Genomic DNA, 26,673 nt, shown 5'->3' with positions numbered 1-26,673 from the left:
CGGTTACTGCTGGTGGGGCTTAGAAGGCCCAGGTGCCATAGCGTCCGACGGCCACGATCAGGGCCAGGGCGGCGAGAACGACGTTGATTACTGCCATCTGCTTTTCGCCCCGCTTGAGGTGGGTCATGATCGCGCCGACCATCACGATGGCCAGGCCGGTGGCGGCCACGGGGACCAGGAAGGTCGCGATCCCGGTGACTGCGGGAAGGATCAGCCCAAGGGCGCCGAGGACTTCGGCCAAGCCAATGGCCTTGATCGCGCCGGGTGCGAAGTCTTCGGTCCACCCCATGCCGGAGGCAGCAAGCTTTTCCTGCGGTTGGGCCAGCTTCATGGCCCCGGCGGCGAGGAAGGCCAGGCCGAGGACGGAGGCGATGATCCAAAGGGTGATGCTCATGGCGGTTTTTCCTTTTTCTGAGTTCGGGTGCGGTTGTCTGGTCTACGGCGGGCCCGACTTCCGGGACTCGCTTCAACCTTGAACTAAACAGTAGATCAATTAACTTCAAGATGCAAGCAATTTTTTACAGTTTTTACTTCAAATGTGAACTCATGGGGCTGGTATGCTAGTGGCCATGGAGACCATAGTCAGTGACGAAGTAACTGCCGCCAACGGGGGACAGTCGCCCCAGGACGAGGCCCGGTGGCTGAGTGAGGAAGAGCGGGCGACATGGCTGGCCTTCGCCAGTGTGCTGTTCCGCATGCCTGTTGCCCTTGATAACCAGCTGCAGCGCGACGCGGGCCTTAGTCACTTCGAATACACCGTCATGTCTGCCCTGTCCGAGGCGCCGGAGCGCACGTTCCGGATGAGCAGCCTCGCGGCCATGGCCGAATCAGGCCTGCCCCGCCTGTCCCAGGTCGTTGGCAGGCTGGAAAAGCGCGGCTGGATCACCCGCGCCGCTGACCCCGCCGACGGGCGTTCCACCCTTGCCACTCTCACTGAACAGGGCTGGAACAAAGTCGTTCAAACAGCACCCGGGCACGTCGAAGAAGTCCGCCGGATCGTTTTTGACCCCCTTACCAAGGCCCAACAAAAGCGCCTCTACGAGATCAGCCGCCGCATCATGAACACCATCGACCCGGAAGACCGATGCTTCCGCTAGCAACTCCGGCTGCTGGTGCAGTCGGCTCCGAGCTGTTGGATGCCCTCACAATAGTCTGGCCCTCCCGCCGGAGCAGGACGACCTATGCGCGCAGGAACATCACAGTGCGGTCATGGGAGCGGACTCCGTCGTGCTGGGACATTGCTGGGTCAGCCACCGGCGGTAGGTCATCGCGAGGCGATCGTTTCGGATCAGGCCCCGTTACAGGAGGGAAATCTTGGAGGGCCACTGGTCAAGTTCGCGGGCAGCGGTCGTGATGGTGCAACCTAAGGCAGTGCGCCTCTGGCGCAGATCAGCATTGTTAGGGGCTGGCTGAGGGTTAGTGATCTGGCGATAAACTTCCCGGGCTGCGTAACGTTTGAGGCATCGCATTATCTCCACACCCTTTGCTGCCCGTGTGAGAGAGTCGAGATCGTCCAGATCGCCGATCTCTACGCTTTCTCCGAAGAGTAGGTCGAAGTCGTGGGGCCGGCGTGAGTGGAGGACAACTCCTTCGTAGCGGCCTCCAAGGTGTTCGCGCATGACGCGGCCCATCCGACTGCCGCCACCTGTGTACAGGATCCTGGCCACGATATGGTCCTTTCTTGCTCGCCGCGCTCTTGTACGGGCTGTCGGCGTCCGCAGGGACGTCATTGACTCTGAGTCAGTCCGCGCCGCCGCGTCAGTTGCTGCGGAGTGGCTTGAAGTAGGAAGGCCTTTAGCGCGCAACCGCGGTGGATCAAATCAAGATGACACGGCCGGACTATCGAGAGTGCAAACTGCCTCTGTTGTCCGGTCTGATCAGATCTGTCAGTTCCCACGTCGTTACTGACAGTAAGCGTTCCGCGATCCCTTCCGACCAGTAGTCCTGGCGCTCGGCCGGGGGAGCCGACCGGGTGTCCAGTATGGAAGTCATCGGTCCACCTCTGATGCGGTGCCAAGATGGATCTGCGGCGCAGGCAAGCAGATGCGGAATTCCACGCCTTCCGGGGTAAAGGATGCAGTCACAGCAGATTCCTAAAAGATTCGATCCGTTTCGTACTGATTGTAAGGCGCCTCACACTTCGATGCAAAAATCCTCAGGCGCCTAGGCGATGTCGGGAATGCTGAATCGCGCAGAAATAATCGTGTACGTTTCGTATTGCATGGCGTTGCCCGTATGGTTGACCTATGGCAGTCAGAAGTCAAGAAAGTCGTCGGGCCGTTTTGGAAGCAACCATGAAGTTGCTCGAAGATTCGGGGCCCACCGGATTTACGGTTCAAAAGCTCTCCATTGAGCGCATTGCCCGCGAGGCCGGCGTCAGCAAGACCACTATCTATAGGTGGTGGTCGAGCAAGGTTGCCGTGGTTATCGACACATTCCTGGACAATCACGTCGCGCGAACCCCAGTGCGCGAGGATGTGCCCGCGATCGATGCGCTTCGTGAGCACATGGCATCCCTTGCGGAGGTCTACGCAGGCAATGAGGGTCGGCTAGTGGCGCAACTCATCGGGGAGTGCCAGCAGGACGAGGCAACGATGGCTGAATTCAAGCAGCATTTCTGGACCCCGCGCGCGCTGGTCGTTACGTCACTGGTTGAGCGAGCCATAAGCGAGGGGTCGATGCGCAAGGATCTCGACGCCCAGGTCGTTACGGAGCTGCTGTATGCCCCCGTGTACTTCCGCCTGCTGTTTCAATCGGGCCCCCTTGACGCCAAGGCCACGGACTCCATCCTGCAGACGGCTCTTGAGGGGCTTGCCGCAGGGTAGCGGCCTCGAGAATTCCTTGGTTCTATCCGGGCCCATGGGCCCCGATGAGCTCAGTGGCCTAAGAAACTGACCAGGCAACCTTTTGGGCCCGCGAAGACTCCTTGTGCCTGGCATCCAATATCTTCGCGACGTGTTGCACACTTTCCGTCTTCCCACTCCACTTTGATCCCGCGTTACCGGCGAGCGTCGGCCGGTTCTCGGTACCACTCGACGCTTGTACAATACGATACGGATCGTATATATTTGGACGAAGTGGATGCAAGACCATGGTCCGTGCCCGTCGGGAACGTGGACAACGTCCCGGTCCGTACCGTCCTTCCTGGCCCTTGCGGGCGGCCGGTCGTGCAGGCGGGCCACAAGGAAAGGAAACATCATCGTGAACACCGCCATTGCGCCAAATGACGCGGTTGTCGTCGCCTACCGCAGGACACCGATCGGACGCGCCCGCAAGGGGTCGCTGGCCGGTGAGCGACCCGAAGACCTCGCGCTGGCAGCCATCCGGGGCGCGCTCGCGGCGGTGCCGCAACTGGACTCCGCCGAGTTTGCGGATGCCTATGTGGGTTGCGCGGTCCCGCAGGGCGCGCAGGGCGACAATATCGGACGGAGAGTCATGGTGCTTGCGGGAATGGATAACGTCCCCGCGGTCTCGGTTAACCGCTTCTGCGCCTCGTCGTTGCAGGCCACCGCGATGGCGGCCCAGGCGGTGCGGGCGGGCGACGGGGACGCGTTCCTGGTCGCGGGCGTAGAATCCACCAGCTCCATGCCGCCCGTGGTTGAATTACCCCACCCGGCCTTCGCGGACTCAGCACGGCGTGCCGATGGCATCTTCGAATCCGGCCAGCCGTGGGTCGACCCCCGGGATCACGGTCGGCTGCCTGATGTGTACCTCTCCATGGGCAAGACCGCCGAGTTCGTGGCCCGCCAAACCGGCACCACACGCCGCGACCAGGACGAATGGGCCTTGGAATCGCAGCTCAGGGCGGAGCGGGCGATCGAGTCCGGATACTTCGCCCGCGAGATCGTCCCGGTGACCACGACTGCCGGCACCGTGGTGAGCACGGACGACGGCCCGCGCCCGGGTACTACCCTGGAGGCACTCTCCGGCCTCAAGCCGGTCTTCCACGAGTCCGGAACAGTCACCGCAGGAAACGCCAGCCCCCTTAACGACGGAGCCTCGGCCTTGGTGGTGATGAGCGCCCGGCGCGCGGGCGAACTCGGGTTGAAGCCGCTGGCCCGCATCCTGGGCAGCACTGCAAGCGGCCTCTCGCCGGAAATCATGGGACTGGGTCCGGTGGACTCGTCCCGCCGCCTGCTTGAACGCCTCGGACTGTCGATCGGGGACATTGACATTATTGAGCTGAACGAGGCCTTCGCCGCCCAGGTGGTACCCGTGGTGCAGAAGCTGGGTGCAGATCCGGAGCGGGTCAACCCGTTTGGCGGGGCGATCGCCCTGGGCCACCCGTTCGGTGCGACCGGCGCGCGGCTGGTCGGAACCCTCATTAATGGACTGCAAACCAAGGATGGGTCGCTCGGCCTGGCCACGCTCTGCGTGGGCGGCGGCCAAGGCATGGCCATGATAGTGGAGAGGCTGTCGTGAACCAGCCAGCGCTCATTGCCGAGCCCGCCCGCTCGATGCTCGCCGCCGACCGAAGCCTGGAAGGCCTCGGGATACACGTGTTGCATGCCAGCGAGGGGCGTGCGACGGCGGTCCTGACGGTCACTCCCGAGATGGCCAACGGGCACGGGATTGCCCACGGTGGATTGGTCTTCGCGTTGGCAGACACCGCGTTCGCCATGGCCGCGAACACGTTCGGCGCCGGAATCGCGACCGCCGAGGCTTCCATATCCTACATTTCCCCGGCTCACATCGCCGACGAACTGGTCGCCTCTGCCGAAGTGGCTTTTCATGAGGGCCGCCGGATGATTGTGGATGTGGTGGTGCGGGCGGGGGAGCGGACCGTCGCCATCTACCGCGGAACGGGCAGGGCACTGCGCCCTACGGACTGAGGCTGTCAGGGCTGCCGATAGGAAGCGGCCAGACATGCGTGTGTGCCCGGACTCCGACTTGGGGTCCGGGCACACACGTGTCTGTACCAAAGATTGCCGCACCGGACCCCCGATTGCGGGTGGGGCCCGGCGAAGCGGAGCTGTCAGCTCTTGGAGGCCTTCGCCGCTCCCGGCGGTCGCCAGCTTGTCGGCGATGCCCATGAGGACCGGGGAGCCGGTCGCGGCAATCAGCGGGCCCTGGACCGGACGCTGCAGCTTTATCGAGACAGGTTCCTTGGCCCCCGCGAGAACCGCTTCGCGTCCCATGGTCGGGTTCTTGTGGCACCGCACCGGCACGTTGAAGATCAGGCGGCGCAGGCATGAGTTGTCGTGGTCACCACCACACAATCTCATCCTGTCGTCCCTGGAGGACCTTGTAGGGGAATTCCGGATCGGCCAGCATCTGCCGGGCCAGCATGATTCCGTCGGCGAACCCGGCGGTGATGGCGTCTGCACACTGTTGCGGGTCATAGGTGCTGCTGAGAAGCAACGGAACCTCGGGCAGGGCGGCGCGGAATGCCTGTGGCTCTCCGTGCTCCAGGATTGCGCCCGATTTGGAGGTGACGTTGTTGTCCATCGACTCGTAGTTCGCATCGCTCAGGGCGATATATCCAAGCTCTTCCTTCGCAATGATCGCGGCGACCTCCGCGAACCCTTCGGGCCCCTGGCCATCGGGAAGGTGGTTGTTGTTGCTCATCCTCAGGCCCACCGGATAGTCGGTTCCGACCTCGGCGCGAATCGCCCGAATCGAGTCGACGAGGATGCGGGCGCGGTTCTCGGCGCTGCCGCCGTATTCATCAGTCCTCCAGTTGGTGCGCGGTGAGAGGAAGGAGGAATAGAGGTAGGGCATGTGTGCGCCCAGCTCGACGCCGTCGAAGCCGGCCGCCTTGGCACGCCGCACCGCGGCGACGGTTTGCTCCTGGGCCTCAAGGATTTCCTCCTTGGTGATCTCCTCCGGCGTCGGGTTCGTTCTGCCGCCGGGAATGTAGAAACCGTGCGGCAGGCGCGGTGCGGCCATGCGAACGGGCTTCGGGCTCGCAGCCCTTGTGGGCCGGCCCTCGCCCGGCACACCCATGGCGCCGAAACTGGGGAAGATCTGGGCGAATACTTCGTGCTCGTGCACGGCATCGACCATGCGCCGCAGGCCCGGACGGAATTCGTCGCGGTCGAAGCGCATCAGGGGCTGGAATGGTGCTTCCTGGTTCCCACGCTCTGCGGCCACGCCGCCACCGATGATCAGCAGCCCTGCGCCGCCGCGGGCCCGAGTGGTGAGGAACGCGATTGTCTGGTCGCTGGGGTGGCCGTCCTTCGTGGGCTGGAGCCCTGCCATCGGGCTGAGGACATAGCGGTTCTTGATGGTCAGGCCGTCGATTTTCCAGGGTCTGGAAAGCACCTCGGCGACGGTAGCAGTCTCGGGGGATTTGTTCTCCTTGGATTTTCAATGAAACCAGGATGAAATGATTCATCCGTGATTGCGTTCGGGTCGTTTTGTATCGGGGGCGGACTTAGCACTCAGAACCGGTCGCGGACGTGACGTTCCCTGCCGTAGAGCGAAACCACGGCAAGAATGATGATCCCGAAGATGATGCGGCTCTGCGCCTCGGAGAGTCCGTTGCTCACGATGATCGTGGACAAAAGGGTGAGGGTGAGCGCGCCGAGCAGCGTCCGGGTGTAGCTGCCGCGGATCGAGCCGAAGATGGTGCCTCCAACGAGGACGGCGGCGAGGCCCGAGAACAGATATGGCTCCCCGATGGTTTGCGACCATCCTGAGCCGTAGGAGGCAATGAAGACGCCGGCGATCCCGGCCAGGGCGCCTGAGGCGGCAAAGACCAGGGTCCACACGCCCGAGGTGCGAATCCTTGTTAGCCGGGCGGCCCGGAAATTGACTCCCGTAGCATGGAAGCGACGTCCGGCCGCGGTGCGGTTGAGGAAAATCCACATGCCCACCCCGCAGAGGAGCACGATCAGGATGATCGGCGGGAACGGCATGCCGAAGGTGGTTCCCCGCAAGCTCGCCAAAGAACGCAGCGCCTGCGGCGGGGCTGAGGAATAGCCGCCGTCGGCGAGGAAGAGCGTCGCGCCGGTCAGTGCGGCGCCGGTGCCCAACGTGACCACCAGAGGCTGGACCGCGAAGCGGTGGCAGATCCAGCCGATCAGGGCACCGACGCCGCCGCAGACCAGGACCGTGATCAGCACAGCGACAACCGCCGGGACCGCGAGCTTGCCTGCGACGTTCGCCGCCATGAAGGCGCCGAAGAGGATGTAGCCTGGCGCAGCCAGGTCCAGTCCGCCCAGGATAACCACGAGCGTCTGGCCCATGGACGCCAGGGCCAACAGGGAAGTGATGACCAGGATAGAGGTGACGGACCTGGGGTTTGAGATGGCAGGGATGGTAATGACCAGCAAGGCCGTCAAGGCCAGTACGACCAGGACCTGCAAGGCTGGTACCTCGAAGACCCAGGCCCTGAACCTGGTCCAGGTGTTCGCCCGGGCCGATGGGGCGTGCGGTGTTTCTGCGGGGGACAGGGTGTCACTGGTCATCATGCGTTCCTCTTTAAACGGGGTGCCAGTAGTGTCGCGCCCAGCACGACGCCGACGACGAGGACGGCGCCGTAGGCGAATTGGATGAGGCTGGGGGCCACGCCCGAGGCGGTGAGCAATTGCTGCAGGAGATAAATGGAGACCGCTCCGAAGAGAGCGCCCAACAGGCCACCGCGGCCGCCGGCGAGGCTGGTTCCGCCCAGGACTGCGGCGGCGAGCCCCAGCAAGGCGTAGGTGGAGGCGAGTGAAGACTGCGATGACTGCACGATTGCCGTCAGGGCGATTCCCGCGATGCCGGCGAACAGGCCGCCAAGGGTGTAGGCCAGGATCCGGATTGCCTTGATGTTCACCCCGGAACCGTAGGCGGAGACATCGCTTTCGCCGGTAGCCAGGAGATTGCTGACAAAGGCCGTGCGGCGCAGCGCGAACCAGATCAGCCCGGCGACGCCGATCGTCAGGAGGGCACCCGGGACGATGCCGATGCCTCCGGCAAAGATCTCCGTCCAGTTGTTCGGTGCGGCCACCGGGTTCTGGGCGATGCTCAGCGACAGGCCTACGAGGAGGAACAGCATACCGGTGGTTGCGACCACCGGGTGCAGGCGCAGGACGGCGACCAGGATTCCGTTCAACGCTCCGACCCCGGCGGCAACGGCCAGGATGATGGGTGCCGCGAGGTGCCAGTTGCCCAGCCCCGCGGGGATGAGGATGGCGACGAAGAAGCAGTTGATGAACGTGGCCAGGGGACCGACCGAAACGTCGATGCCACCCGCGAGGATAGACGGCGTGGAGGCGAATCCCACCAGCACGAACGGCGCCAGCGTGGCCAGCGTACCGGGCAGACGCGCGGGGGAGAGGAAGGACGGTGAAACGAAAAGGTTCAGCACAAGCAGCACCAGTGCGAGCAGCAAGGCAAAGGCGAAGGGCCAGCGCTGGAACAAGGACAGGACGCGGTTCATGTGTGCACCTCTGATTTCTGGCCGAAGTATGCGGCGACGATGGATTCGGTGGAAAGCTGTGTGTGGGGGATCTGGGCAAACACGGATTGATCGCGGAAGACCAGGACGCGGTCCGCGAGGTCCACGAGCTCGTCGACCTCGCTGGAGAGGACCACGATGCTCATGCCGTCGGCGCTGAGCCGGTGCAGGATTGCGTAGATCTCCCGCTTGGTCCCGATGTCAACGCCTCGGGTGGGGTCATTGAGCAGCAGGACCCTGGGGTCGGTTGCAAGCCAGCGGGCCAGCAGCACCTTCTGCTGGTTGCCGCCGGACAGGGTGGAGATGGCATCGTGGGTGGCGCCCAAGCGCAGGGACAGGGAGCGGGCGAAGGCCTCGAACCGGCGGGCAGTGCTGCGGGTGTCCAGCAGCCCGCCGCGGCGGTCCTTGGCCAGGGTCGGGAGCGCGAAGTTTTCGAGGATCGACATGGACTCGAACAGCGATTCTCCGCGACGTTCGCGCGGCAGGTAGGCGACCCCCAGGACATCCCCGTTGCGCTCGGTAAGCTCTGCGGTGCCCTCGGGCAGGATGCGAGCAACACTGCCCGGCCCACCGGCCACACCGGCCAGGCGCTTGATGAACTGGTCCTGGCCGTGGCCTTCAAGCCCCGCGAGGCCTACGATCTCGCCAGCGCGCAGCTCGAAGTCGATGGCTGCCGAGGCCGGTGCCAGGCGGACGGCCGCTCCCTGAAGGACGGCGTCCCCGGGAACATGCGGTTGCCGCCGGGTGTCGTCGTGGCCGGAGGTTCCGGTCATGTCCGCGATCAAGCGGTTGATGGATAGATCCGACCTCTCCACGGTGGAAACGCTGCGCCCGGACCGCAGGACGGTTACCCGGTCCGAGATCTCCGCGACCTCGTCCATGCGGTGCGAGATGAACAGGATGGCGGTCCCTTCGGCCGCGCGCCGGCGCATCTCGACGAAGAGCCGGTCGCGGGAGCTGACGTCCAGGGAGGCCGTCGACTCGTCGAGGATGAGCACCTTGGGGTTGCGCACGAGTGCGCGGGCAATGCAGAGGGACTGCCGCTCGGACAGCGAGAGCTTGCCCGCGGGAAGATCCAGCGGAATCTGGCCTGCGATCCGTGTCAGGACGTCATGGGCTATTGATCGCTGCTCCGCGCGGCCCCGCTGGCGACGAAACACTCCGTGGGACCCCAGCCAGACGTTCTCGAGGACCGATTGGCTCCCGGCGGTGAGGACTTCCTGGAACACCGTCGCAATCCCCAGGTCCATGGCAGCTCGGGGCGATCGGTTGGTTACGGGGACGCCGTCCAATGTGACGGTGCCGGAATCGGGACGGTGGACGCCCCCCATGATCTTGACGAGGGTGCTCTTCCCGGAGCCGTTTTCGCCCAGGAGCGTGTGGATTTCACCCGGCCGGAGGTGGAGGTTGCCGTCGATGAGGGCGCGGGTGGCACCGAAGCGCTTGCTCACCCCGGTGAGGACCAGGCCGGATGGTTGGTTGTTCACGGCGGATCTCCTTGGCGGTAAATGTGATGTGAATCATATTCGAAACTAGACGAATCGTACAGCATGTGGCTTATTCTGTTGCGATACGCAACGAAGCGTTCACTCGGCAAGGAAGAACACATGACGAAGATGACCTCTTTCCCCCGTTTTGCAACGATTGGCGCCGCGATCCTGGGGGCGAGCTCCCTCGTTCTGACGGGCTGTTCGGCATCGGCACCAGCAGCCCCGGGCTCCTCCGGAGGGAACACACCCGGGCCGGTGGCGTCGGCTGCTGCCGGGACCTGCGGGTCACTGCCGACGGATACGGTGAACGATCCGAACGGTCTGCTGGCCGGTTTCCCCAAAGAGGTCGCCGCAGGCTACAACCTCTATCCCTACGAGATCCGGAAATCGGCATGGGCCGGCTACAAGTCGAAGAAGACTGACGGTTTCACGGCCGCGATCGTGGGCATGCCACCTGCCAGCCCCTTCATTGCCTCCATGTCGGAGGCGATCCGTACGAGCCTGAAGGCCAATGGTGTCAAGATTGTCGGCGAATTCGCCCCGGATGACCCGACGAATGTGCCCCTGCAGCTCGAGCAGTTCAACGAGGCGCTCTCGCTCAAGCCGGACGTGATCATCTACACGCCCATCGCACCGGAGCCTTCCGTGGGGCTGGCCAAGGCCGCACATGACGCTGGCATCCCGCTGGTTGCCGCTCAGGTGCCGATCGATTCCGAGTACGCCGTCAGCGTCACGAGGAATACCCCGCTCGCCGTCGCCCAGGTCACCGCCGGAACGCTGAAGTCAATCCGGGGCAAGGGCAACGTCCTGCGCGTCGACGGCATCCCGGGCATCCCGGCCTCGACCTTCGCGAACCTGGGCATCGATGCCGTCCTAAAAAACTGCCCGGAGATCAAGGTAGCCGGGTCGGTCACAGGCTTCTTCCAACCGGCAACGGCCCAGGCGGAGGTCCAGAAGTTCCTTGCGACCCACCCCGCCGGGGTTGACGCCGTACTTCAGGCCGGAACGATGGGCGTAGGCATCCGCAACGCCTTTGAGGAATCGGGCATGGAGGTGCCACCGATCGCGGACGACGGATCGAGCCGCGGATTCTCCTCCTGGGCGCTGGCAAAGCCGGACTACCCGTTCTTCGGCACCACGACCCCGTCCGTGCGTACTGGTCAGGCAGTGGCGGACGTGGCGCTGCGCATCCTGAAAGGCCAAGGTCCGAAGATCAACCAAATCGTTGAACCCTCAGTGATCGTCTCCCGGGAGAACCTCGCCAAGCTCGCGGACCCCTCGTGGGACCACAATGACCTGACCGACCTGGCCGGTGCCCCGGAGGACTACCTGCCCACCGATCGCCTCAATAAGTTCTTCGCACAGCCGGGCGCCTAGGGATGCCGCGAGCCTTGAACACGAGCGATGAATCCACCACCGGGTCTCCCGGCCGGTCGAGCCCCGAGCACCTGACGCCCAGGCACTGGATCTACTTCACCCTGATCACGCTCGTCCTGTTGTCCGATGGCATGGACGTCACGATCGTCAGCCATGTCTTTCCCACGATCATCAAGAGCTGGGGCGTCTCCGTCGGGGGCGGCATCGCCCTCGTGGTCGCCGTTGGTTTCCTGGCCATGGGCCTTGGCGCCGTCCTCGCGGGCGGCCTGTCTGATAGGTGGGGACGCAAGTCCATCCTCATCGGCGGCGTGGTCGTCTTCGGAGGGGCCACTGCCCTGGGAGGAACCTCTGGCGACTTCACGGCATTCGCCGCCTGGCGGATTCTGGCCTGCCTCGGGATGGGCGCCGCGATGGCGTCCGGAAACACCCTGCTGGCGGACCTGATCCCCGAACGACGACGCGCGGCACTGCTCGCGACGGCCTACGCCGGCGTGGGCCTGGGGACAACGGTCGGGGCAGCATTCGCCGGCACCATACTCCCGACTTCGGGGTGGCGCGCGCTCCTCGCGGTCGGCGGCCTGATCCCGTTGGCCGTCATCGCTGCGCTAGCCGTCGTGGTCCCCGAATCCCCTGCCTTCCTCTCGGCCAAGGGCCCGGCGCCCGGCGCCGGGCCGACCGCGGGCCGGGGACGGGAATCGTCTCCCCCCGGTTCAAAGGTTCCGCCGCCGGGGTCCGAGCCACCGGCGGGGACCATCCTTTCACGGCCGCTGGCCCCCACGACCGTCCTGCTGTGGCTTTTCGGCTTCTTCTCCCTGGGCACCCAATTGCTGATCGCCCAGTACCTGCCGACCTTGCTGCAACTTCCGGTACCCGGGCTCAACACCGTACAGAGCAGCACCATCGTCGGTGTCTACGGATTGACGAGTGTCTTGGGAGGGGTGGTACTTGGCGCCATTCTTGCCCGAGTGTCCCGATTCCTGGTCATCGGGCTTGTCCTCGGGCTGGCTGCCGTCATGTCGGTGGTGGTTTACCTCCTGCCCGATCCGGGATTCAGTTCCCTGATCGTGGTGTTGGGGATCACCGGGTTCATTCTGCCCACCGCATTTGGCCCCACGCGGAGCGTCCTGGCCGCCGCGGCCTACCCGGCCAGCATGCGAGGCGCGGGAATCGGTGTGGCGGAATTCGGCGGGCGGCTGGGGGCGGCTGCCGGCGGTGTTGCCGGAGGCACGCTCATCGCGGCCGGAATGGGGCTATCCGGTCTGTTCCTGTTTCTGCTGTTGCCCATCGCTGTGCTCTTGGGTTCGTTGACTGGGCTTCGCCCGCAGTCGCGGCGGACCCGGGTGCCGGAGCAAGCGGAAGTCGGTTCAGCTGGCCCCGTGACTGCGGAAGGGACCCCGGCACGAGCGGCCGCCGTGGATTGAGCACCCATTACCGGGCTTGGCCCCCGAGGCTTCTTCCACCGGTGGAAGTCGGATCGACATCCACCGGTGGAAGAACCTTCATTTGGCCTGCACCGTGACGAGTTGTCACCGGCCCGGAAATGCCCCTAGGACAATATCCTGCGCCGCCCCGTTCAGCCCAGGCCCGCGCCGGAACCGACTGCCGATCGGCAAAGCATAGCGAGCGGTGACACACCATCGTGTCGCCTCTTTCGCGGCCGAGTAGTCGGCCCGCGAAGTTCGCCGCGATTGTGGAAGGCGCGTGGGGACTGCCATTTCCCCTCCTGATCGGCTGGTACGTGACTCTTCTGATGTTCGTCTGCGGGAGCTTCATCGCGTTGGGTATTCTCAGCAGGCTGGTGACGATTCCGGTGGTCGTACATATGCTCCTCGCGATCTTCATGGTTGAGATCAATAGGGGGTTCGCGCCCGCGGAAAGCGGCGGCATGCAGGTACCTGTTTTGTTGATCGCGGGCTTGTTTGTTCTCCTTGTGACCGGTCCGGGGCCGTTTTTCGTGGATCGTTTGCTTGGCTGGGATGGCGGATGGGCGCGGAAGAGCAACCCGGATTCGCAAAGCGCTGCGTCGATGAGCTGACTGAACCGTTTGAGAAACGGTTCCGAGGGCCCTTTCCACCGGGTGGATGACACTTCGACATCTACGTGCGAAGGGGCCCCCGCCCGTTGACGGGCTTCACCGCGACCACGGGGAATGGATCCTCGGATACCAGGAAGCAGGGTAGGCCGCCGGGCGGGAAGGCGGCCCGCGCTCGACGGATCGGTACCCGGGGGTCGGGTATCTTCTGCGGCACCGTCTGCCACACGCAAAGAAGCCCCTTGGAACACTGAACCAGCAAAGCCAGTGTTCCAAGGGGCTTTCCAATGCCGGCACAAGGCCGGGCAGGCTCAGGCGCTGACGCGTCCGCGAAGGAATTCGGAGTCAGGGGAGTCGGTGACGGGCAGTCCCGAGGCTTCCAGGCTTGCGCGCAGCTGCTTCATGAAGCGGTCGGGAAGTCTGACTGCCGGCGGGCGCAGGGCGCCGCCGTTGAAGCCGGAGAGCCACTCCTGGTACTTCCACTGGGTGCGGTTGATGGAGCTGGTGCCCGGGGTGGAAGTGGACGACACAGCCATATTGGCGGCCCGGGCCGGCTGGACCTCCCAGTAGCGCTTCATTGCTTCTTCCCACTTGCCGGTGCGCGCCAGCTCGAAAGTCTTGGGGTAGTAATCGCCCATCCAGTTCGTGTTCGCGGTGCCGGAGAACTGGACGTCCAAGACCGACATGAGTGGGATTATTTCGGCCTCGATGGGGCAGGAGATCACCACTTCGTCGCGGAAGTGGTGGTACATCTCCATGACTCCGGGGATACCTGGGTAGCCCTGTTCGGCCTTGATGGCGACGATGCTCGGCATCGCGTCGAGGACGCGGCGCACGAAGTCCACGCTCATTCCCGCTGGGTGGATGCGCTCGAAGCCCCAGGCGGGGAGTGGGAACAGCATAGTGGCCAGGTCGGTTTCGTCGGTGAAACGCTTGGTGTAGTCGAAGACCTCGTCGTAGGAGGTCGGCCAGAACGAGGAAGGGTATGCCAGCAGGGCGCGGTCGGCGCCGGCCTTGGTGGCCAGCTTTGCCGCGTGGATGTTCTCTTCCAGGGTGCCGAAGATGGCATGGAAAAAGAGTGCGAAGTCCGGGCCGGCTGCTTCACGGGCGATGGCCGTGATCCTGGCGTTCTCCTCGGGTGTGATGTTCGCTTCGGCGATCAGCAGGGAACCCTTGTAGCCACGTTCCTTGAGCAGGAGGACGTCGTGGCGGATCGCATTTTCGTTGATGCCGGAGAAGTCCGGGGTGAAGGATGGGTGCGTCACCGCGACGGTGCCGACGAAGTTCTCCCGGGCCCAGGAGCGGGCTTCGGATTTGGTGTAGTCCACCATGTTGTTCTCCTTTTGTCTGTGCGGGGTTTATTTGCGGCTGGTGACGATGCCTACGGGCAGGACGGTGCCGATGCCCTCGGCCCGGGCGCGTTCGACGAGCATCTCGGCCACCACGATGTCCTGCAGGCCGGAACCTGTCGACTTGTAAATCCTGATGCCGTTCTCTGCGTCGATCTCAGTTTCACCGGTCAGGACGGCATTGAGTGTGACCACGAGCGAATCGACGTCGACGCCGTGTGCCCGGGCCGCGATCATGTCTCCGCTGCCGTGCACGACCTCGTCACGGGTATCCACCACGACCACCGCTGCGCGGGCGATCAGCTCCGCCGGCAGCTCGCGCTGGGCGGGGGTCGTGGAACCGATTGAAACCACCGCGGCGTTCGGGCCGACCCATTCGGCTTGCAGAGTCGGGGACTCGTCGCGGGAGCGTGCCGCGCACAGGATGAGATCCGCGCCTTCCGCGGCCTCGAGGGCCGAGCCGACAGCACGTGCGGGTGCGCCGAACGCGCCGTCGAATTCGGCCGCAAAGGCGTCGCGGTTGGCAGGGGTGGGGCTAAACACACGGATGTCTGCGAACTCCAGGAGGTGGGAAAATGCCGTCAGGTGGGAACGTGCCTCAAAGCCGGAGCCGATCACACCTACAATCAGCGGCCGTTGCGGCACGATTGTGGAGGTGCCCACTGCAGTGGTCGCGGCGGTGCGGAGGCCGGTGACGCGGTTTCCGTCAACCAGCGCCACCAAATCTGCGGTGTCCTTGTCGAAGAGCGAAATCAGGTAGCTGACGCGCAGGCCGTCCGCGAAGGACCCGGCGATTGACTTTGCGCCGAACAGTTGCCCGCTGGGCGGTACTGAGGGCATGATCCGCAACCATTCCCGTGGTGTCTGGGCGAAGATCCTTCCCGGGGTTCCGGCCTCGTCGCCGGGGGCCTTGTACGCGGCGCGGATGGCTTCGATCGCCCCGGCCCAGTCCGAAAGGCTGGCAACGTCGGCGTCGGTGAGAAAGAGCGGAAGTTTCGTCGGCAGCTCGCCATTGGTGCTCACGGGGCACTCCTTGGATGTCGGGCAGCCGGTCCACTGGCTGCGGGCGTGGGTGAATGCATGATGGAAACCTAAAGGTATCCGATACGAATCGTATCCTATAGAGTGGTGATCGAGAACACGTCTCCAGAAAAAGGAACCCACCCATGGCAATCGCAACCATTAACCCGACCACCGGTTCGACCGAAATGATCGTTGAGCCGCATGCGGCCGAGGAAGTCCAGGATCGCATCGCGGAAGCCGCCGAAGCGGCGCGAATGCTGCGCGGCACCACCTTTGCCCAGCGCGCGCAGTGGATGCTCGCCGCGGCGGACATCCTGGAGGATCAGGCCGAGGGCCTGGGTGAGTTGATCACCATCGAGATGGGCAAGCCGATTGCGCAGTCGATCGCCGAGGTGCATAAATGCGTCAAGGCCATGCGCTTCTACGCCGCGCGTTCCGAGGAATTTCTGGCCGATGCCCCGCTCAAGGACCCGTCGGTGGTCGGAGCGAGCCGCGCCTGGACCCGCTACGAGCCGCTCGGGACTGTCCTGGCGGTCATGCCGTGGAACTACCCGCTCTGGCAGGTCATCCGCTTTGCCGCCCCGGCGCTCATGGCCGGCAACTCCGGGCTGCTCAAGCATGCCTCGAACGTGCCCCAGGCCGCACTCTTCCTTGACACCCTTTTTGAGCGGGCAGGGTTCCCGCTCGGCTCTTTCCGAACCCTCCTGATCGGGGGCTCCCAGGTGGCCGCAGTCCTGGCCGATTCGCGGGTCAAAGCGGTCACCTTGACCGGTTCCGAGCCGGCAGGGCGGTCGGTGGCCTCCATCGCCGCTGACTACGTCAAGAAATCGGTGCTGGAACTGGGTGGCTCGGACCCTTTCATTGTCATGCCCTCGGCGGACGTCGCCGCCGCTGCCGCGACAGCCGTCCGTGCACGGATCAGCAACAACGGCCAGTCCTGTATTGCCGGCAAGCGCTTCATCGTGCACACCGAGGTCTATGACGCGTTCGCTGCCGAATTTGTGAAGCTGATGTCGGAGCTTTCGGTTGGGGACCCGCTGGACCCCGCGACCCAGGTGGGGCCGCTGGCCACCGCGTCCGGACGCGACGAGCTGGCCGAGCTCGTGGAGGACGCCCGCGCCCTGGGTGCGCTGGTGCTGACCGGCGGGGTGATTCCCGAGGGTCCCGGCTTCTTCTATGCACCCACGGTGCTCGCCGGCCTCAGCGAAGGGATGCGGATTATCCAGGAGGAGACCTTCGGGCCTGTCGCGTCCCTGTACCGTGCGGCGGACCGTGAGGATGCCCTGCGGATCGCCAACCAGACCACCTTCGGCCTTTCCAGTGCGGTCTGGACCAACGACGCCCAGGAAGAGGAATGGTTCACGGCCAATCTCGACGCCGGCGCGGTGTTCGTCAACGGCATGACTGTCTCGTATCAGGAGCTGCCGTTCGGCGGGATCAAGCGCTCCGGTTTCGGGCGTGAGCTCGCCGCTGACGGCATCCGGGAATTCTGCAACCTCAAGACTGTCTGGAAGGCCTGAATCGAAGGCTCGACGCCCAGTCAAGCCAGTTGCAGTCCCTTGTGCAGCAAGGGTGATGGGTGTTACATTTTATTCGAAACGATACGTACTGGACTTGAAGGAGAAGGATGGCTAACATCGTCAACGTCGACGTTGTAGTGATCGGGGGAGGCCCCGTGGGAGTCACTGCGTTGGCACTGCTGGGCCGTGCCGGCCTGAGCGCCGTCAGCGTGGAGCGCGAGATTCAGGTCTGGCCCACCGCGCGTGCCGTGCATTTCGATGGCGAGACCTTCCGCACGCTCCAGTCGCTGGGGGTGGCCGAGCGCTTTGCCGAGGCCACGTTGCCAATGGCCTCGTTCCACATCGAGAACGAGGAACGAGAAGTCCTGGTGTCCGTGCCGACCGGTCAGCTCGGCACCCAGGGATGGCACGATGACCTCACCTTCCACCAGCCGGACATCGAAGTCCTGCTGCAGGAGGTCGTCCAGGAGCTTCCAGGCGTCGAGCTCCGCCGCGGCACCACCGTCCTCTCGGTGCGCAATGTCGGGCAGGGCGTCGAGGTCGCGGTGCGTGACACTAACGGTGAGGACTCCCTCATCCGCGCCCGCTGGGCCATTGCCGCGGACGGAGCGCGCTCGCAAATCCGCCAGGCGCTGGGCATCGAGTGCGAGCAGTTGGGCGAGGATGCGCAGTGGCTGGTCGCGGACGGGATTCTGGAAGAGGGCCCGGGCCTGTCTTCCGACATGATCTTCCTGGGCCACCACACGCGGCCGGCCCTGTGGATCCGGCTCCCCGGCAAGCGGGTGCGGATGGAGTTCATGCTGATGCCGGGGGACGACCCCGAGGAAATTACGACTCCCGCGGGCGTGGAACGGATCAGCCATGGAGTGCTGCCGGCAGACAAGTTCACTGCGGACCGACTGGCGATTTATACGTTCCGGGGCCGCATCGCGCATCAGTGGCGCGCCGGGAACATCTTTCTGGCCGGGGACGCCGCCCACCAGGCCCCGCCGCTGTTTGGGCAGGGCCTGTGCGCCGGAATGCGCGATGTGGCCAACCTGGTGTGGAAGCTGGACGCCGTCAAGCGCGGCGCGGCCGACGACAGCCTCCTTGACACTTATGAGAGTGAACGCCTGCCGCACGCACGGTTCTGGGTCGAGCAGGCAACCAACGCCGCGGGCTTCATGCAAACCACCAACGCCGAGGTCGCGAAGCAGCGTGACGCCTTCATTCGGGCGAACCCCGCCGCATCGGCACCGGTCTCACCCGCGCTGGGCCCGGGCCTGCACGAAGGCGGCACCGACGAACGTGCCGGCCGGCTCGGCATGCAGCCGATCCTCTCCGACGGGGTGCGCCTGGATGACATGGTGGGTTCCCGCTTCCTGATTGCAACCACCCGCGAGCTGTACGCCGCCGTCCCTGCCCCGCTGCGCAACCAACTCGAGGGGAACGACGACATCGTGGTCCTGTTCGATCCGGCCAAGGTCGGCCAGATCCTTGCAGCCGCCGGCGCCCAGGCCGTCGTCGTTCGCCCGGACCGCTACATCCTGGGTCTCGGCGACACACCCGATGCCCTGGTGCGCCTCATCCGCAGCATCCCGCAGGTCGGCCGCAACGTGCCGGCACACATCTAAACCCACATCCGCGTCCAACGGAAAGATTTACAGGAGACCATCATGGCATTCAGCCCGATCACACACCTGAGGCACTTCGACATCGCCGTGCCCGACTACCAAAAGCAGGTCGAGTTCTACAAGAACCACTGGGGACTCACCGAAATGGAGAACGACGGCGGTGTGACCTACTTCGCCGCCGAGGGCTCCCCGGAACAGTATTCGGTCCGCGTGCGCAAGGCCGATGAGAAACGCCTCGACATGGTCGCGTTCGGTGCGGCGGACAAGGCCTCCGTGGACCAGCTCGCCTCGGACCTCATCGCCAGGGGCGTGAAACTCATTGGCGAACCCGATGACGTCCAGACCCTCGGCGGGGGATACGGCTTCCGCTTCTTCGACCTGGAGGGACGCACCATCGAGGTCTCCTCCGACGTCGAGGTGCGCAAGCACCGCAAGATCGAGGAACGCGAAGCCATCCCGGTGCGGCTCTCCCACGTGGTCCTCAACTCACCGGAACCGGAAAAGATGCGCGCCTGGTACGAGCAGCACCTGGGCTTCCGTCTCTCCGACACCCTGAACCATCCCCACATGGGCGACCTCTTCTACTTCATGCGCTGCAACGCGCAACACCACAGCATAGCCATCTCCCGTGGCCCGCACGCCTCGCTGCAGCACGCGTCCTTCGAGCTGCGCGGCATCGACGAGTACATGCGCGGCAGCGGCAAGCTGCTGCGTTCGGGGTTCAAGAAAATCTGGGGCCCTGGCCGCCATAAGGCAGGGGACAACACCTTCACCTATTTCCACGATCCCAACGGGAACACCATGGAGTACACCACCGAGCTGGATTCGGTTGATGAAGATACGTGGCATCCAAGCATCTTTGACACGCGCGACCCCGAGACCTCCGACCAGTGGGGAACCGGCGGCGACATGGACGAATTTATCGCCCGCGAAATGTTCAACGACCGCGACAAGGGCCTGTTCGTCCCGCCTCCGGTATAGCGGCGCCAGACGATGACAAATGGAGGATTCATGGAAGAAGCGCGCGTGAACGGATTCATGCTGGGCACTTTCGAGGACGGCGGGGAGCAATTTCCCGGGGCCGTCTTCGGTAACACCGTCGTTGACCTGCGCACGGTGGTGCCGGGCATTAGTCGGATCGGGGACCTGTTCGCCGAGTGGGACGTGCACCTGGATACGCTCGAGTCCATCGACCCGGCAGCGGCGGGCGCATGCCCACTCGAGGGGCTGAAGGTGCTGCCGCCGGTGCAGCCGGTGGGCACCATCATTGCCGCGGGGGCGAACTACCGTGAGCACGTCGTGCAGATGAGCGTGGCCCACAAACTCGGCAAGGAAGGCGCCGATGCGGCGCAACTGGCCGCTGACGCCGCGGCCGAAATCGATGAGCGCGGCCGCTCGGGCGACCCCTACGTCTGGACCGGGATCCCCTCGGCGGTCTGCGGCGCCTACGATGACGTGCAGTTGCCGGATGTCGGCGGCAACGTCGACTGGGAACTGGAGCTTGGCGTGGTCATCGGCCACCGGGCGCACCGGGTCTCGGCCGCGGACGCCTTCGACTACGTGGCCGGGTACACGATCGTCAACGATGTCACCGCGCGCACGCTTGTCCCGCGCAACGACATCGCGATGATGGGCACCGACTGGTTCCGGGCGAAGAACCAGCCCACGTTCTTCCCCACCGGCCCCTACGTGGTGCCGAAGCGGTTCGTGCCGGACCCGGCGAAGTTGCAGATCCGTTTGAGCCTCAACGGCAAAGTGATGCAGGATGCCTTGGCAGATGACCTGCTTTTCGACATCCCGAGCCTGATCGCCTACGCCTCCTCAATGGCCGTGCTGCTACCCGGGGATGTCCTCATCACCGGTTCGCCGGCGGGCAACGGTTCGCATTGGGGCCGTTTCCTGAGGGACGGCGACGTGATGGAGGCGGAGATCTCGGGTCTCGGCGTCCAGCGTTCGACGGTCCGCGGGCCCAGCGGGCAGTTGCCTCCCTGGTATGTGGATCGCCCGGTCGCTGTCGCCGCGGCCGGCGGGGGCGCCTCGTGAGCCTGCGGCAAAGCCACTTCGTTCCGCCGGTGTCCTATCTGCTGGCGGCAGAGCTGGGATTCCTGCGAGACGTTGAGGTGCTGCCCACCCGGACAACATCGAGCGCGGAGCAGCTGAGGGCCCTGCTTGCCGGGGAGCAGGACATGGCGGTCACGGCGATCGACAACCTGTTCGAATGGACCCGGGCGGGCGCCGACCTGCGCCTGGTTGCCCAGGTCGAGGCGACTACGCCGCTGGGCATCCATACAGGCGGTGACGTGGAATCCATCGCGGACCTGGCCGGGTGCCGGTTCGCGGTGGACGCCCCCGACAACGGTTTCGCGCTCATCGCCAAGCGCCTGCTGCGGGATGCCGGCGTCGAGGTCGACTACGTGGTGGTGGGTGGCGTCCGCGAACGCCTGGACGCGCTGCTCGGCGGTCAAGTGGACGCGACCCTGCTCGGGCCGCCGTTCGACAAATTAGCCGAAAAGGCCGGGTTCGCCCGTGTGGTGAATGTCAATGCCGTGCTGCCGGAACTGCCGGGTCAAGGTCTGGTGGTGCGCGCCGAAGTTCTCGAATCCCAGGAGCTGGAAAGCTACCTGCGCGCCCTGGTGTCCGGGGTGGGGGCCGGAGTGTCGATGGCAGATGCGCAGGGCATCGAGTTGCTTGAACGCTGCGGTTACCAAGCCGCGGGCGCGAGCGCCTGGGGCGCGCGCGCCCGCACGCTTGGGGTGGATCCACGCGGACTGGAGCTGCTGACCGAGATCCGTCGAAGCCTGGGCATGCTTCCGCCAGGCATCGGTCTGGAGGAGCTCTGCGATGTCGAACCGCTGCTGAGGGCCACACGGTCCGCCACTATCAGTACCTGAGCGTCACCCGCACGAAGTTGCCTATTGCAACTCCACCAACCCAATACGATACTGTACGTATCGTATGGATTATCTAAAGGAGCAACCATGAAACTGGGACGTATAGCAGTGCCAACGCCCGACGGCGAACAGATTCGACTCGTCGCGGCCCAGCCAGAGCAGGGTCGGGTTATTGACCTTGCCCGCGCCTACGCCCTGACACTCCAACGCAAGGCCGCCGAGCCGGATCGTGCCCGGGCACTCGCGTTGGCGGTGCTTCCCGGAAGCCTGGCAGCGGGAATCGGCGGAGGCTCCATCTTCCTGGACGCCGCACATGATGCGCTCGCCGCGGCCGACGACGCTTCGTACGGCATCGACGAGGTTTCGTGGCGCGCAGCTGTCGACGCACCGGTCATCCGCGACGGACTGACCTTCGAGCAGCACATCCAGAACTTCCACCGCATTGTCGCCAAGGCCCAGCCGGCTCGGTCGATATACGATCGTCCGGGGTATTTCAAGGGCACCACTGCCATGTCATACGGCCACAACCAGGTCCTGCCCTACCCCGACTTCACCGAGGCCCTCGACTGGGAACTCGAGGTCGGCTACGTCGTGGGCAAGTCCGGAAGCGACCTGACCCCGGACACGGCGCTGGACCACCTCTTTGGCATCACCGTCTTCAACGACTTCAGCGCACGCGATATCCAAGGCGCGGAAATGGCGATCGGCATGGGCCCGCAGAAGTGCAAGGACTTCGGCTACGGCATCGGCCCCTGGGTCACAACGATGGACGAAATTAACTCCATCGAGGGGTTGCGCGGCCAGGTCCGCGTAAACGGCGAGGTGCTCTCCGATACCAAGGTCGAGGACTTCGTCTACACCCCCGCCGAGTTGCTGGCCTACGTCTCGATCTCCGACCGCCTGCAGCCGGGCGACCTCATCGGTTCGGGCACCATGGGCTTCGGCGCCGGCGTTGAGATCGGCAAATTCCTTAAGCCGGGCGACGTCATTGAGTTGGAACTCGAAGGCGTCGGCACACTGCGCACTCCGATCTCCACCGAACGCCAAAAGGCCCCCTGGTGGCCCGAGCCCCGCACCTACCCGCACGAAGAATGGGTGGGCTGATGACCCGGCCGCCAGTTCGCCGCATCGTCACCGGACACGATGACCAGGGACGCGCCATCATCCTCTCGGACGGGGCCGCGCCCAACCACTGGTCCTCGGAGGTGATTCCGGGCTTCGGTGCCACCGTGCCCTGGCTGACCGCAGCCGGACCCATCGACCACGTCACTGACGCCGACCCGGCAACGGCCGACGCCGAGATTCCCAGCTTCCCCGCCGCCGGCGAGACGATTCTGCGAATTGCCGACTTCCCGCCGGACTCCGTCTATCCGGATGAGGCGGGCTCGGTGATCTTCAGCGAGCTCGACGGCCACGAGGAGGCCGAAGCTGGTGCCGCGCACAGCGGATCCAAGCACTTCTGGTTCCACCGCACCGACTCGCTGGACTACGCCGTCGTTCTCGAGGGTGAAATCACGTTGCTGGTTGATGAGGGTGAGGCGACCATGCGCGCTGGCGACGTGGCCGTGCAACGCGCCACCAGCCACGCGTGGTCCAACCGCACCGACACCACGGCCCGGGTTCTGTTCGTGCTGATCGGGACCGAGCCCCTCACTGCAGCCCAGATCGCGGAGCGGCGCAGGGAGGCTTCCCGGCCCTTGGAGAGAGCATGATCCTCAACGCCCATGCCGCGGACGGCGAAGTGATCTGGGAACCCGACCTCGAACGCAGCGCGGAGACCGGCGTCGGCCGCTTCGCCGCCTTCCTGGACGGGCAGGGCATCGGCGTCGGTATGGGCTACGACGAGCTCTGGGCGTGGTCGGTGGATGAGCCCGAGCAGTTCTGGGAACTCTTTGCCCGGTTTGCGGGAGTCGAATTCGGCGGGCCCGTAGGGCCCGTCTGCACCACCGACGCCATGCCGCACACGCGCTGGTTCCCGGGACGCACGCTCAACTTCGCCCGGCACCTGCTGCAGGGCCACGAGGGCACCGCACTGATCGGCATCGCCGAGGACGGGACTCGAGAGGAGGTCACCTGGGATGCGCTGCGGCGCGACGTGGCTTCCCTGGCCGCGCACCTTCGTGCCCGCGGCGTGGGCCACGGGGACCGGGTCGTGGCGATCCTCCCGAATGTTGCCGAGGCTGTCGTCGGGCTGCTCGCCGCCGCCTCGATCGGTGCTGTGTGGTCCGTCTGCGCCCCGGAGTTCGGCCCGGGCGCAATCGTTTCGCGGTTCGCTCAGCTCGGTCCCAGGGTCGCCATCGCCGCCCCGGGCTACATGCTCGGCGGGAAGGACCGGGACCGCCGCGCGGAGCTGGAGGAGATCTTCGCCCAGCTCCCCACCCTCGAGCACGTGATCTGGGTGGGACGGCACACGTCCGTCCCGAGTATCCCGACCCGTGCCCCGGCCGTGGACTGGGCACAGGCCGTGGCCGAACCGGCGGAGCTCGTCTTCGAGGACGTTGAGTTCAGCCACCCCCTGTGGGTCCTATTCTCTTCCGGGACAACGGGTATTCCCAAGGGCATTGTGCACGGGCACGGCGGGGCGCTGCTTGAGGAAATGAAAATGCTCCTTATCCACTCCGATTTGCGGCCAGGTGACCGCTATCTCAATGTGGCCTCGACGAGCTGGGTGCTGTGGAACGCACTGGTCTCCGCACTGGGGGTGGGGGCGACGGCGGTACTTGTCGACGGAAATCCCACGTTCCCGTCGATCGACCGGGTGTGGCAGATTGCAGCGGCCGAGCAGGTCGCTGTCCTGGGGGTGGGTGCGGGATTTGTCCATTCCTGCGCGAAGGCTGCACTGGCGCCGATGCGCGACCACGACCTGGGTGCCCTGAAATCCCTTCAGGTCACCGGGTCGCCGCTTGCGGCTGACGGCTATCGCTGGGTCTATGGCAATGTGGGTGACATCTGGTTGGCCTCGATGAGTGGTGGCACCGACATCGCCTCCATCTTCGTGGGAGGATCCCCGACACTGCCGGTCAACGTTGGCTACATCCAGGCTCCGGCTCTCGGAGTGCGGGTGGAGTCGTGGGATGAGGCCGGGAATCCCACGCGGGGCAAGGGCGAACTGGTGGTGACCAGGGCAATGCCCTCGATGCCGCTGAGCTTCTGGGGGGACGACGGCAGCAGGTACCACGAGAGCTACTTCGCGATGTATCCGGGGGTGTGGCGGCACGGGGACTATATCGAGTTCACGCACCGGGGCATCCTCATTCACGGCCGTTCCGACTCGACCCTCAACCGCAATGGGTTGCGGCTCGGTTCCGCAGACATCTACGCGGTCGTTGAGTCGCTGCCGGAAGTCGCCGAGGCGCTCGTTGTCGGCGCGGAAATGGGCACTGACTACTACATGCCGCTGTTCGTCCACCTGGCCGAGGGCGCCAATCCGGACATGGCCCAAGAGGCGATCACAAGGTCCATCCGTGAGAACCTGTCCGTCCGGTACTTGCCCGACGAGATTGTCTTCATGCCGGGAATTCCGCATACCCGCACCGGAAAGAAGCTGGAGGTTCCCGTCAAGCGGCTTCTGCAGGGGGCGCGGCTGGAAACGGTCGCGGATCTCGGGTCGGTGGATGATCCCGTGCTGTTGGAAGAATATGCCCGGTTTGCACTGGAGCGGCAGACAATATCACCTTAAGCGGCACCACACCGGAGTGCGGCATCCCCGGATGCCGCACTCCGGGGGCTTTGTCCAGGGCCAGCCCTCCGTCGTGCGTGATGAAGGCGCGTCTCTCTGGATCTGCATTCCCACGCTCCGGGCCTTTGCAACAGTTTGAGAGCGCCCAGCACTGAAGCGCGGGTTGTTTTCCCAAAAGTGCCTAAGGGTGCCGTGCGAGGGAAGGCATGAGAAGGGATTGACTTCCGTCGGAGTCAATCCCTTCTCATTTCTCGCTGGGAGGAGATTCGTCAGCCCACGAACTCCTATCGCCGGCTCCCTCCGGATTCAATGCATCCAGGACTTCGACTGCATATTGCACAACGGCCTTTGCCCGGATCGTGAGGACTGCTTCCCTGGGCCACACCGCGACGACGGAGGTTTGCCCGGCGCGGGGACGAAGGTGCCTGGTGACAAGCCCTTTACCCTCGCTTGAAACGGGGATCTGGTTGGGCCGCGACATCAGCAGGCTGTAGCCGAGCCCCCGCCCGACCATTGCCCGGACAAGATCGATTTGCGGGACAACGGCCCCGACATGTGGCTTGAGTCCGCGCTGTGAGAACATCAACTGCGTATATTCCGTGCTGGGTGCTGTGTTGAGCATGATGAGCGGCTTGGTAGCCAAATCCGCCAATTCGATGTCGTCCTCCTGCCCAAGAGGATCGTTGGCGCTTAGGACAGCCATAACTTCGGTCTGGTAGATGACTTTGCGCTCCACGTCCGCGGGCAGGCCAATGTCATAGACGATGGCCGTGTCCAGGCTTCCGTCTTCGAGAGCGGGCAGCAGGTCTGAGTGGTCCCCGACGGTGATGCTGATTTCAACTTTTGGGTGCAGTTTTGCCATGCCCTCAAGGACCGCGGGCAGGACGTTGCTTGCCAGACCCGTGTAGCAGCCCAGCGACACCGGGCCCTTCAGCTCGCCGCGGAGCTCTCCCAACCCGTCTGCCAGCGCGCTGGCTTCTCGAAGCAGTTCCCCGGCCCGCTTTGCGAAGTGGCGTCCAGTCGGCGTCAGGTGAATTCCCTTGGCTTTCCTTCGGATGCACAATTGTTCCCCCAGGGCTGACTCCAGTTCGCTGACGGCGTGGGAGAGTGCGGATTCGGAGATGTGGAGCTGTTGCGCCGCTGACCCCAAGGTGCTGTGTTCCGGGAGTGCGGCGAAGAGTTCGAGCTGTCGGAAGGTGAATTTCGGCACTACGCCTCATTTCCTAAGGAATCGAATTACTTCTGCTGATATTCACAGTTTACTGGAGAATGGTTTGCCGGGACACTGGTTACACGAAGACGTACCAGTAGCG

At 64.7% G+C, this 26,673-nt stretch carries 23 protein-coding genes; 15 read left to right on the top strand and 8 right to left on the bottom strand.

Annotation, left to right across the window (positions count from 1 at the left end):
• Positions 1 to 19: 19 nt before the first annotated feature.
• Positions 20 to 394 carry a DoxX family protein gene (locus tag AB4Z38_RS05405; protein WP_441428770.1) on the bottom strand — a complete coding sequence of 125 codons (375 nt, stop codon included), beginning with the start codon at positions 392 to 394 and terminating at the stop codon, positions 20 to 22.
• A 175-nt stretch (positions 395 to 569) separates the two neighbouring features.
• Between AB4Z38_RS05405 and AB4Z38_RS05400 the strand changes: the two genes are divergently transcribed.
• From AB4Z38_RS05400 to AB4Z38_RS05385, 4 genes are all read left to right on the top strand, one after another.
• Entirely contained in the window at positions 570 to 1,097 is a 528-nt protein-coding gene (locus tag AB4Z38_RS05400) for a MarR family winged helix-turn-helix transcriptional regulator (RefSeq protein WP_441428769.1), read from the top strand.
• A 1,197-nt stretch (positions 1,098 to 2,294) separates the two neighbouring features.
• Positions 2,295 to 2,825: a TetR/AcrR family transcriptional regulator gene (locus AB4Z38_RS05395; RefSeq protein WP_441428768.1), complete on the top strand. Its 531-nt coding sequence runs from the start codon at positions 2,295 to 2,297 to the stop codon at positions 2,823 to 2,825.
• Between the two features lie 376 nt (positions 2,826 to 3,201).
• The gene (locus AB4Z38_RS05390) at positions 3,202 to 4,422 is read left to right on the top strand and encodes an acetyl-CoA C-acyltransferase (protein WP_441428767.1); all 1,221 of its coding nucleotides are present in this window, start codon (positions 3,202 to 3,204) and stop codon (positions 4,420 to 4,422) included.
• Positions 4,419 to 4,832, top strand: a complete 414-nt coding sequence (locus AB4Z38_RS05385; protein WP_441428766.1) for a hotdog fold thioesterase — start codon at positions 4,419 to 4,421, stop codon at positions 4,830 to 4,832. Before AB4Z38_RS05390 ends, AB4Z38_RS05385 begins: the two co-directional genes overlap by 4 nt.
• 373 nt (positions 4,833 to 5,205) lie before the next feature.
• Here the strand turns inward: AB4Z38_RS05385 and AB4Z38_RS05380 are convergent, their stop codons facing one another.
• The 4 genes from AB4Z38_RS05380 to AB4Z38_RS05365 form a co-directional block, all read right to left on the bottom strand.
• A complete protein-coding gene (locus AB4Z38_RS05380) occupies positions 5,206 to 6,264 on the bottom strand; it encodes an oxidoreductase (RefSeq protein ID WP_441428765.1) in 1,059 nt (352 codons plus the stop codon).
• 119 nt (positions 6,265 to 6,383) lie between these two features.
• Entirely contained in the window at positions 6,384 to 7,415 is a 1,032-nt protein-coding gene (locus tag AB4Z38_RS05375; RefSeq protein WP_441428764.1) for an ABC transporter permease, read from the bottom strand.
• Positions 7,412 to 8,368: an ABC transporter permease gene (locus AB4Z38_RS05370; protein WP_441428763.1), complete on the bottom strand. Its 957-nt coding sequence runs from the start codon at positions 8,366 to 8,368 to the stop codon at positions 7,412 to 7,414. Before AB4Z38_RS05370 ends, AB4Z38_RS05375 begins: the two co-directional genes overlap by 4 nt.
• A complete protein-coding gene (locus AB4Z38_RS05365; protein ID WP_441428762.1) occupies positions 8,365 to 9,873 on the bottom strand; it encodes a sugar ABC transporter ATP-binding protein in 1,509 nt (502 codons plus the stop codon). The genes AB4Z38_RS05370 and AB4Z38_RS05365 overlap by 4 nt, the downstream gene beginning before the upstream one ends.
• A gap of 120 nt (positions 9,874 to 9,993) precedes the next feature.
• On the opposite strand from AB4Z38_RS05365, the gene AB4Z38_RS05360 reads away from it, so the two are divergent.
• From AB4Z38_RS05360 to AB4Z38_RS05350, 3 genes are all read left to right on the top strand, one after another.
• Positions 9,994 to 11,253, top strand: coding sequence for a substrate-binding domain-containing protein (locus tag AB4Z38_RS05360; RefSeq protein WP_441428761.1), 1,260 nt, complete (start codon positions 9,994 to 9,996; stop codon positions 11,251 to 11,253).
• Positions 11,254 to 11,267: 14 nt separating this feature from the next.
• Positions 11,268 to 12,674, top strand: coding sequence for an MFS transporter (locus tag AB4Z38_RS05355; protein ID WP_441428760.1), 1,407 nt, complete (start codon positions 11,268 to 11,270; stop codon positions 12,672 to 12,674).
• A 269-nt stretch (positions 12,675 to 12,943) separates the two neighbouring features.
• Positions 12,944 to 13,288, top strand: coding sequence for a DoxX family protein (locus AB4Z38_RS05350; RefSeq protein ID WP_441428759.1), 345 nt, complete (start codon positions 12,944 to 12,946; stop codon positions 13,286 to 13,288).
• Between the two features lie 308 nt (positions 13,289 to 13,596).
• On the opposite strand, the gene AB4Z38_RS05345 is transcribed toward AB4Z38_RS05350, so the two are convergent.
• Together AB4Z38_RS05345 and AB4Z38_RS05340 are read right to left on the bottom strand one after the other, a co-directional pair.
• Positions 13,597 to 14,616 (bottom strand): dihydrodipicolinate synthase family protein, encoded by a 1,020-nt coding sequence (locus AB4Z38_RS05345; RefSeq protein WP_441428758.1) that lies wholly within the window; start codon positions 14,614 to 14,616, stop codon positions 13,597 to 13,599.
• Positions 14,617 to 14,643: 27 nt separating this feature from the next.
• Positions 14,644 to 15,657 carry an ornithine cyclodeaminase family protein gene (locus AB4Z38_RS05340; RefSeq protein WP_441428757.1) on the bottom strand — a complete coding sequence of 338 codons (1,014 nt, stop codon included), beginning with the start codon at positions 15,655 to 15,657 and terminating at the stop codon, positions 14,644 to 14,646.
• Positions 15,658 to 15,800: 143 nt separating this feature from the next.
• On the opposite strand from AB4Z38_RS05340, the gene AB4Z38_RS05335 reads away from it, so the two are divergent.
• The 8 genes from AB4Z38_RS05335 to AB4Z38_RS05300 all read left to right on the top strand — a co-directional run bounded on the left by AB4Z38_RS05335 (position 15,801) and on the right by AB4Z38_RS05300 (position 25,360).
• Entirely contained in the window at positions 15,801 to 17,177 is a 1,377-nt protein-coding gene (locus tag AB4Z38_RS05335) for an aldehyde dehydrogenase family protein (RefSeq protein ID WP_441428756.1), read from the top strand.
• A 107-nt stretch (positions 17,178 to 17,284) separates the two neighbouring features.
• A complete protein-coding gene (locus AB4Z38_RS05330) occupies positions 17,285 to 18,790 on the top strand; it encodes a bifunctional 3-(3-hydroxy-phenyl)propionate/3-hydroxycinnamic acid hydroxylase (protein ID WP_441428755.1) in 1,506 nt (501 codons plus the stop codon).
• A 42-nt stretch (positions 18,791 to 18,832) separates the two neighbouring features.
• Positions 18,833 to 19,771, top strand: a complete 939-nt coding sequence (locus AB4Z38_RS05325; protein WP_441428754.1) for a VOC family protein — start codon at positions 18,833 to 18,835, stop codon at positions 19,769 to 19,771.
• Positions 19,772 to 19,801: 30 nt separating this feature from the next.
• Positions 19,802 to 20,833, top strand: coding sequence for a fumarylacetoacetate hydrolase family protein (locus AB4Z38_RS05320; protein ID WP_441428753.1), 1,032 nt, complete (start codon positions 19,802 to 19,804; stop codon positions 20,831 to 20,833).
• Entirely contained in the window at positions 20,830 to 21,681 is an 852-nt protein-coding gene (locus AB4Z38_RS05315; protein WP_441428752.1) for an ABC transporter substrate-binding protein, read from the top strand. Before AB4Z38_RS05320 ends, AB4Z38_RS05315 begins: the two co-directional genes overlap by 4 nt.
• 87 nt (positions 21,682 to 21,768) lie before the next feature.
• On the top strand, positions 21,769 to 22,785 hold the full coding sequence (locus AB4Z38_RS05310; RefSeq protein ID WP_441428751.1) for a fumarylacetoacetate hydrolase family protein: 1,017 nt from the start codon (positions 21,769 to 21,771) through the stop codon (positions 22,783 to 22,785).
• On the top strand, positions 22,785 to 23,393 hold the full coding sequence (locus AB4Z38_RS05305) for a cupin domain-containing protein (RefSeq protein WP_441428750.1): 609 nt from the start codon (positions 22,785 to 22,787) through the stop codon (positions 23,391 to 23,393). The genes AB4Z38_RS05310 and AB4Z38_RS05305 overlap by 1 nt, the downstream gene beginning before the upstream one ends.
• The gene (locus AB4Z38_RS05300; protein ID WP_441428749.1) at positions 23,390 to 25,360 is read left to right on the top strand and encodes an acetoacetate--CoA ligase; all 1,971 of its coding nucleotides are present in this window, start codon (positions 23,390 to 23,392) and stop codon (positions 25,358 to 25,360) included. The genes AB4Z38_RS05305 and AB4Z38_RS05300 overlap by 4 nt, the downstream gene beginning before the upstream one ends.
• Before the next feature lie 244 nt (positions 25,361 to 25,604).
• Here the strand turns inward: AB4Z38_RS05300 and AB4Z38_RS05295 are convergent, their stop codons facing one another.
• Positions 25,605 to 26,570 (bottom strand): LysR substrate-binding domain-containing protein, encoded by a 966-nt coding sequence (locus AB4Z38_RS05295; RefSeq protein WP_441428748.1) that lies wholly within the window; start codon positions 26,568 to 26,570, stop codon positions 25,605 to 25,607.
• Between the last annotated feature and the right edge of the window lie 103 nt (positions 26,571 to 26,673).

This window comes from Arthrobacter sp. 2RAF6, assembly GCF_052115205.1.
Classification (GTDB): domain Bacteria; phylum Actinomycetota; class Actinomycetes; order Actinomycetales; family Micrococcaceae; genus Arthrobacter.
Note: the sequence above shows the minus strand (reverse complement) of the source record. Positions and strands in the feature narration are given on the sequence as shown.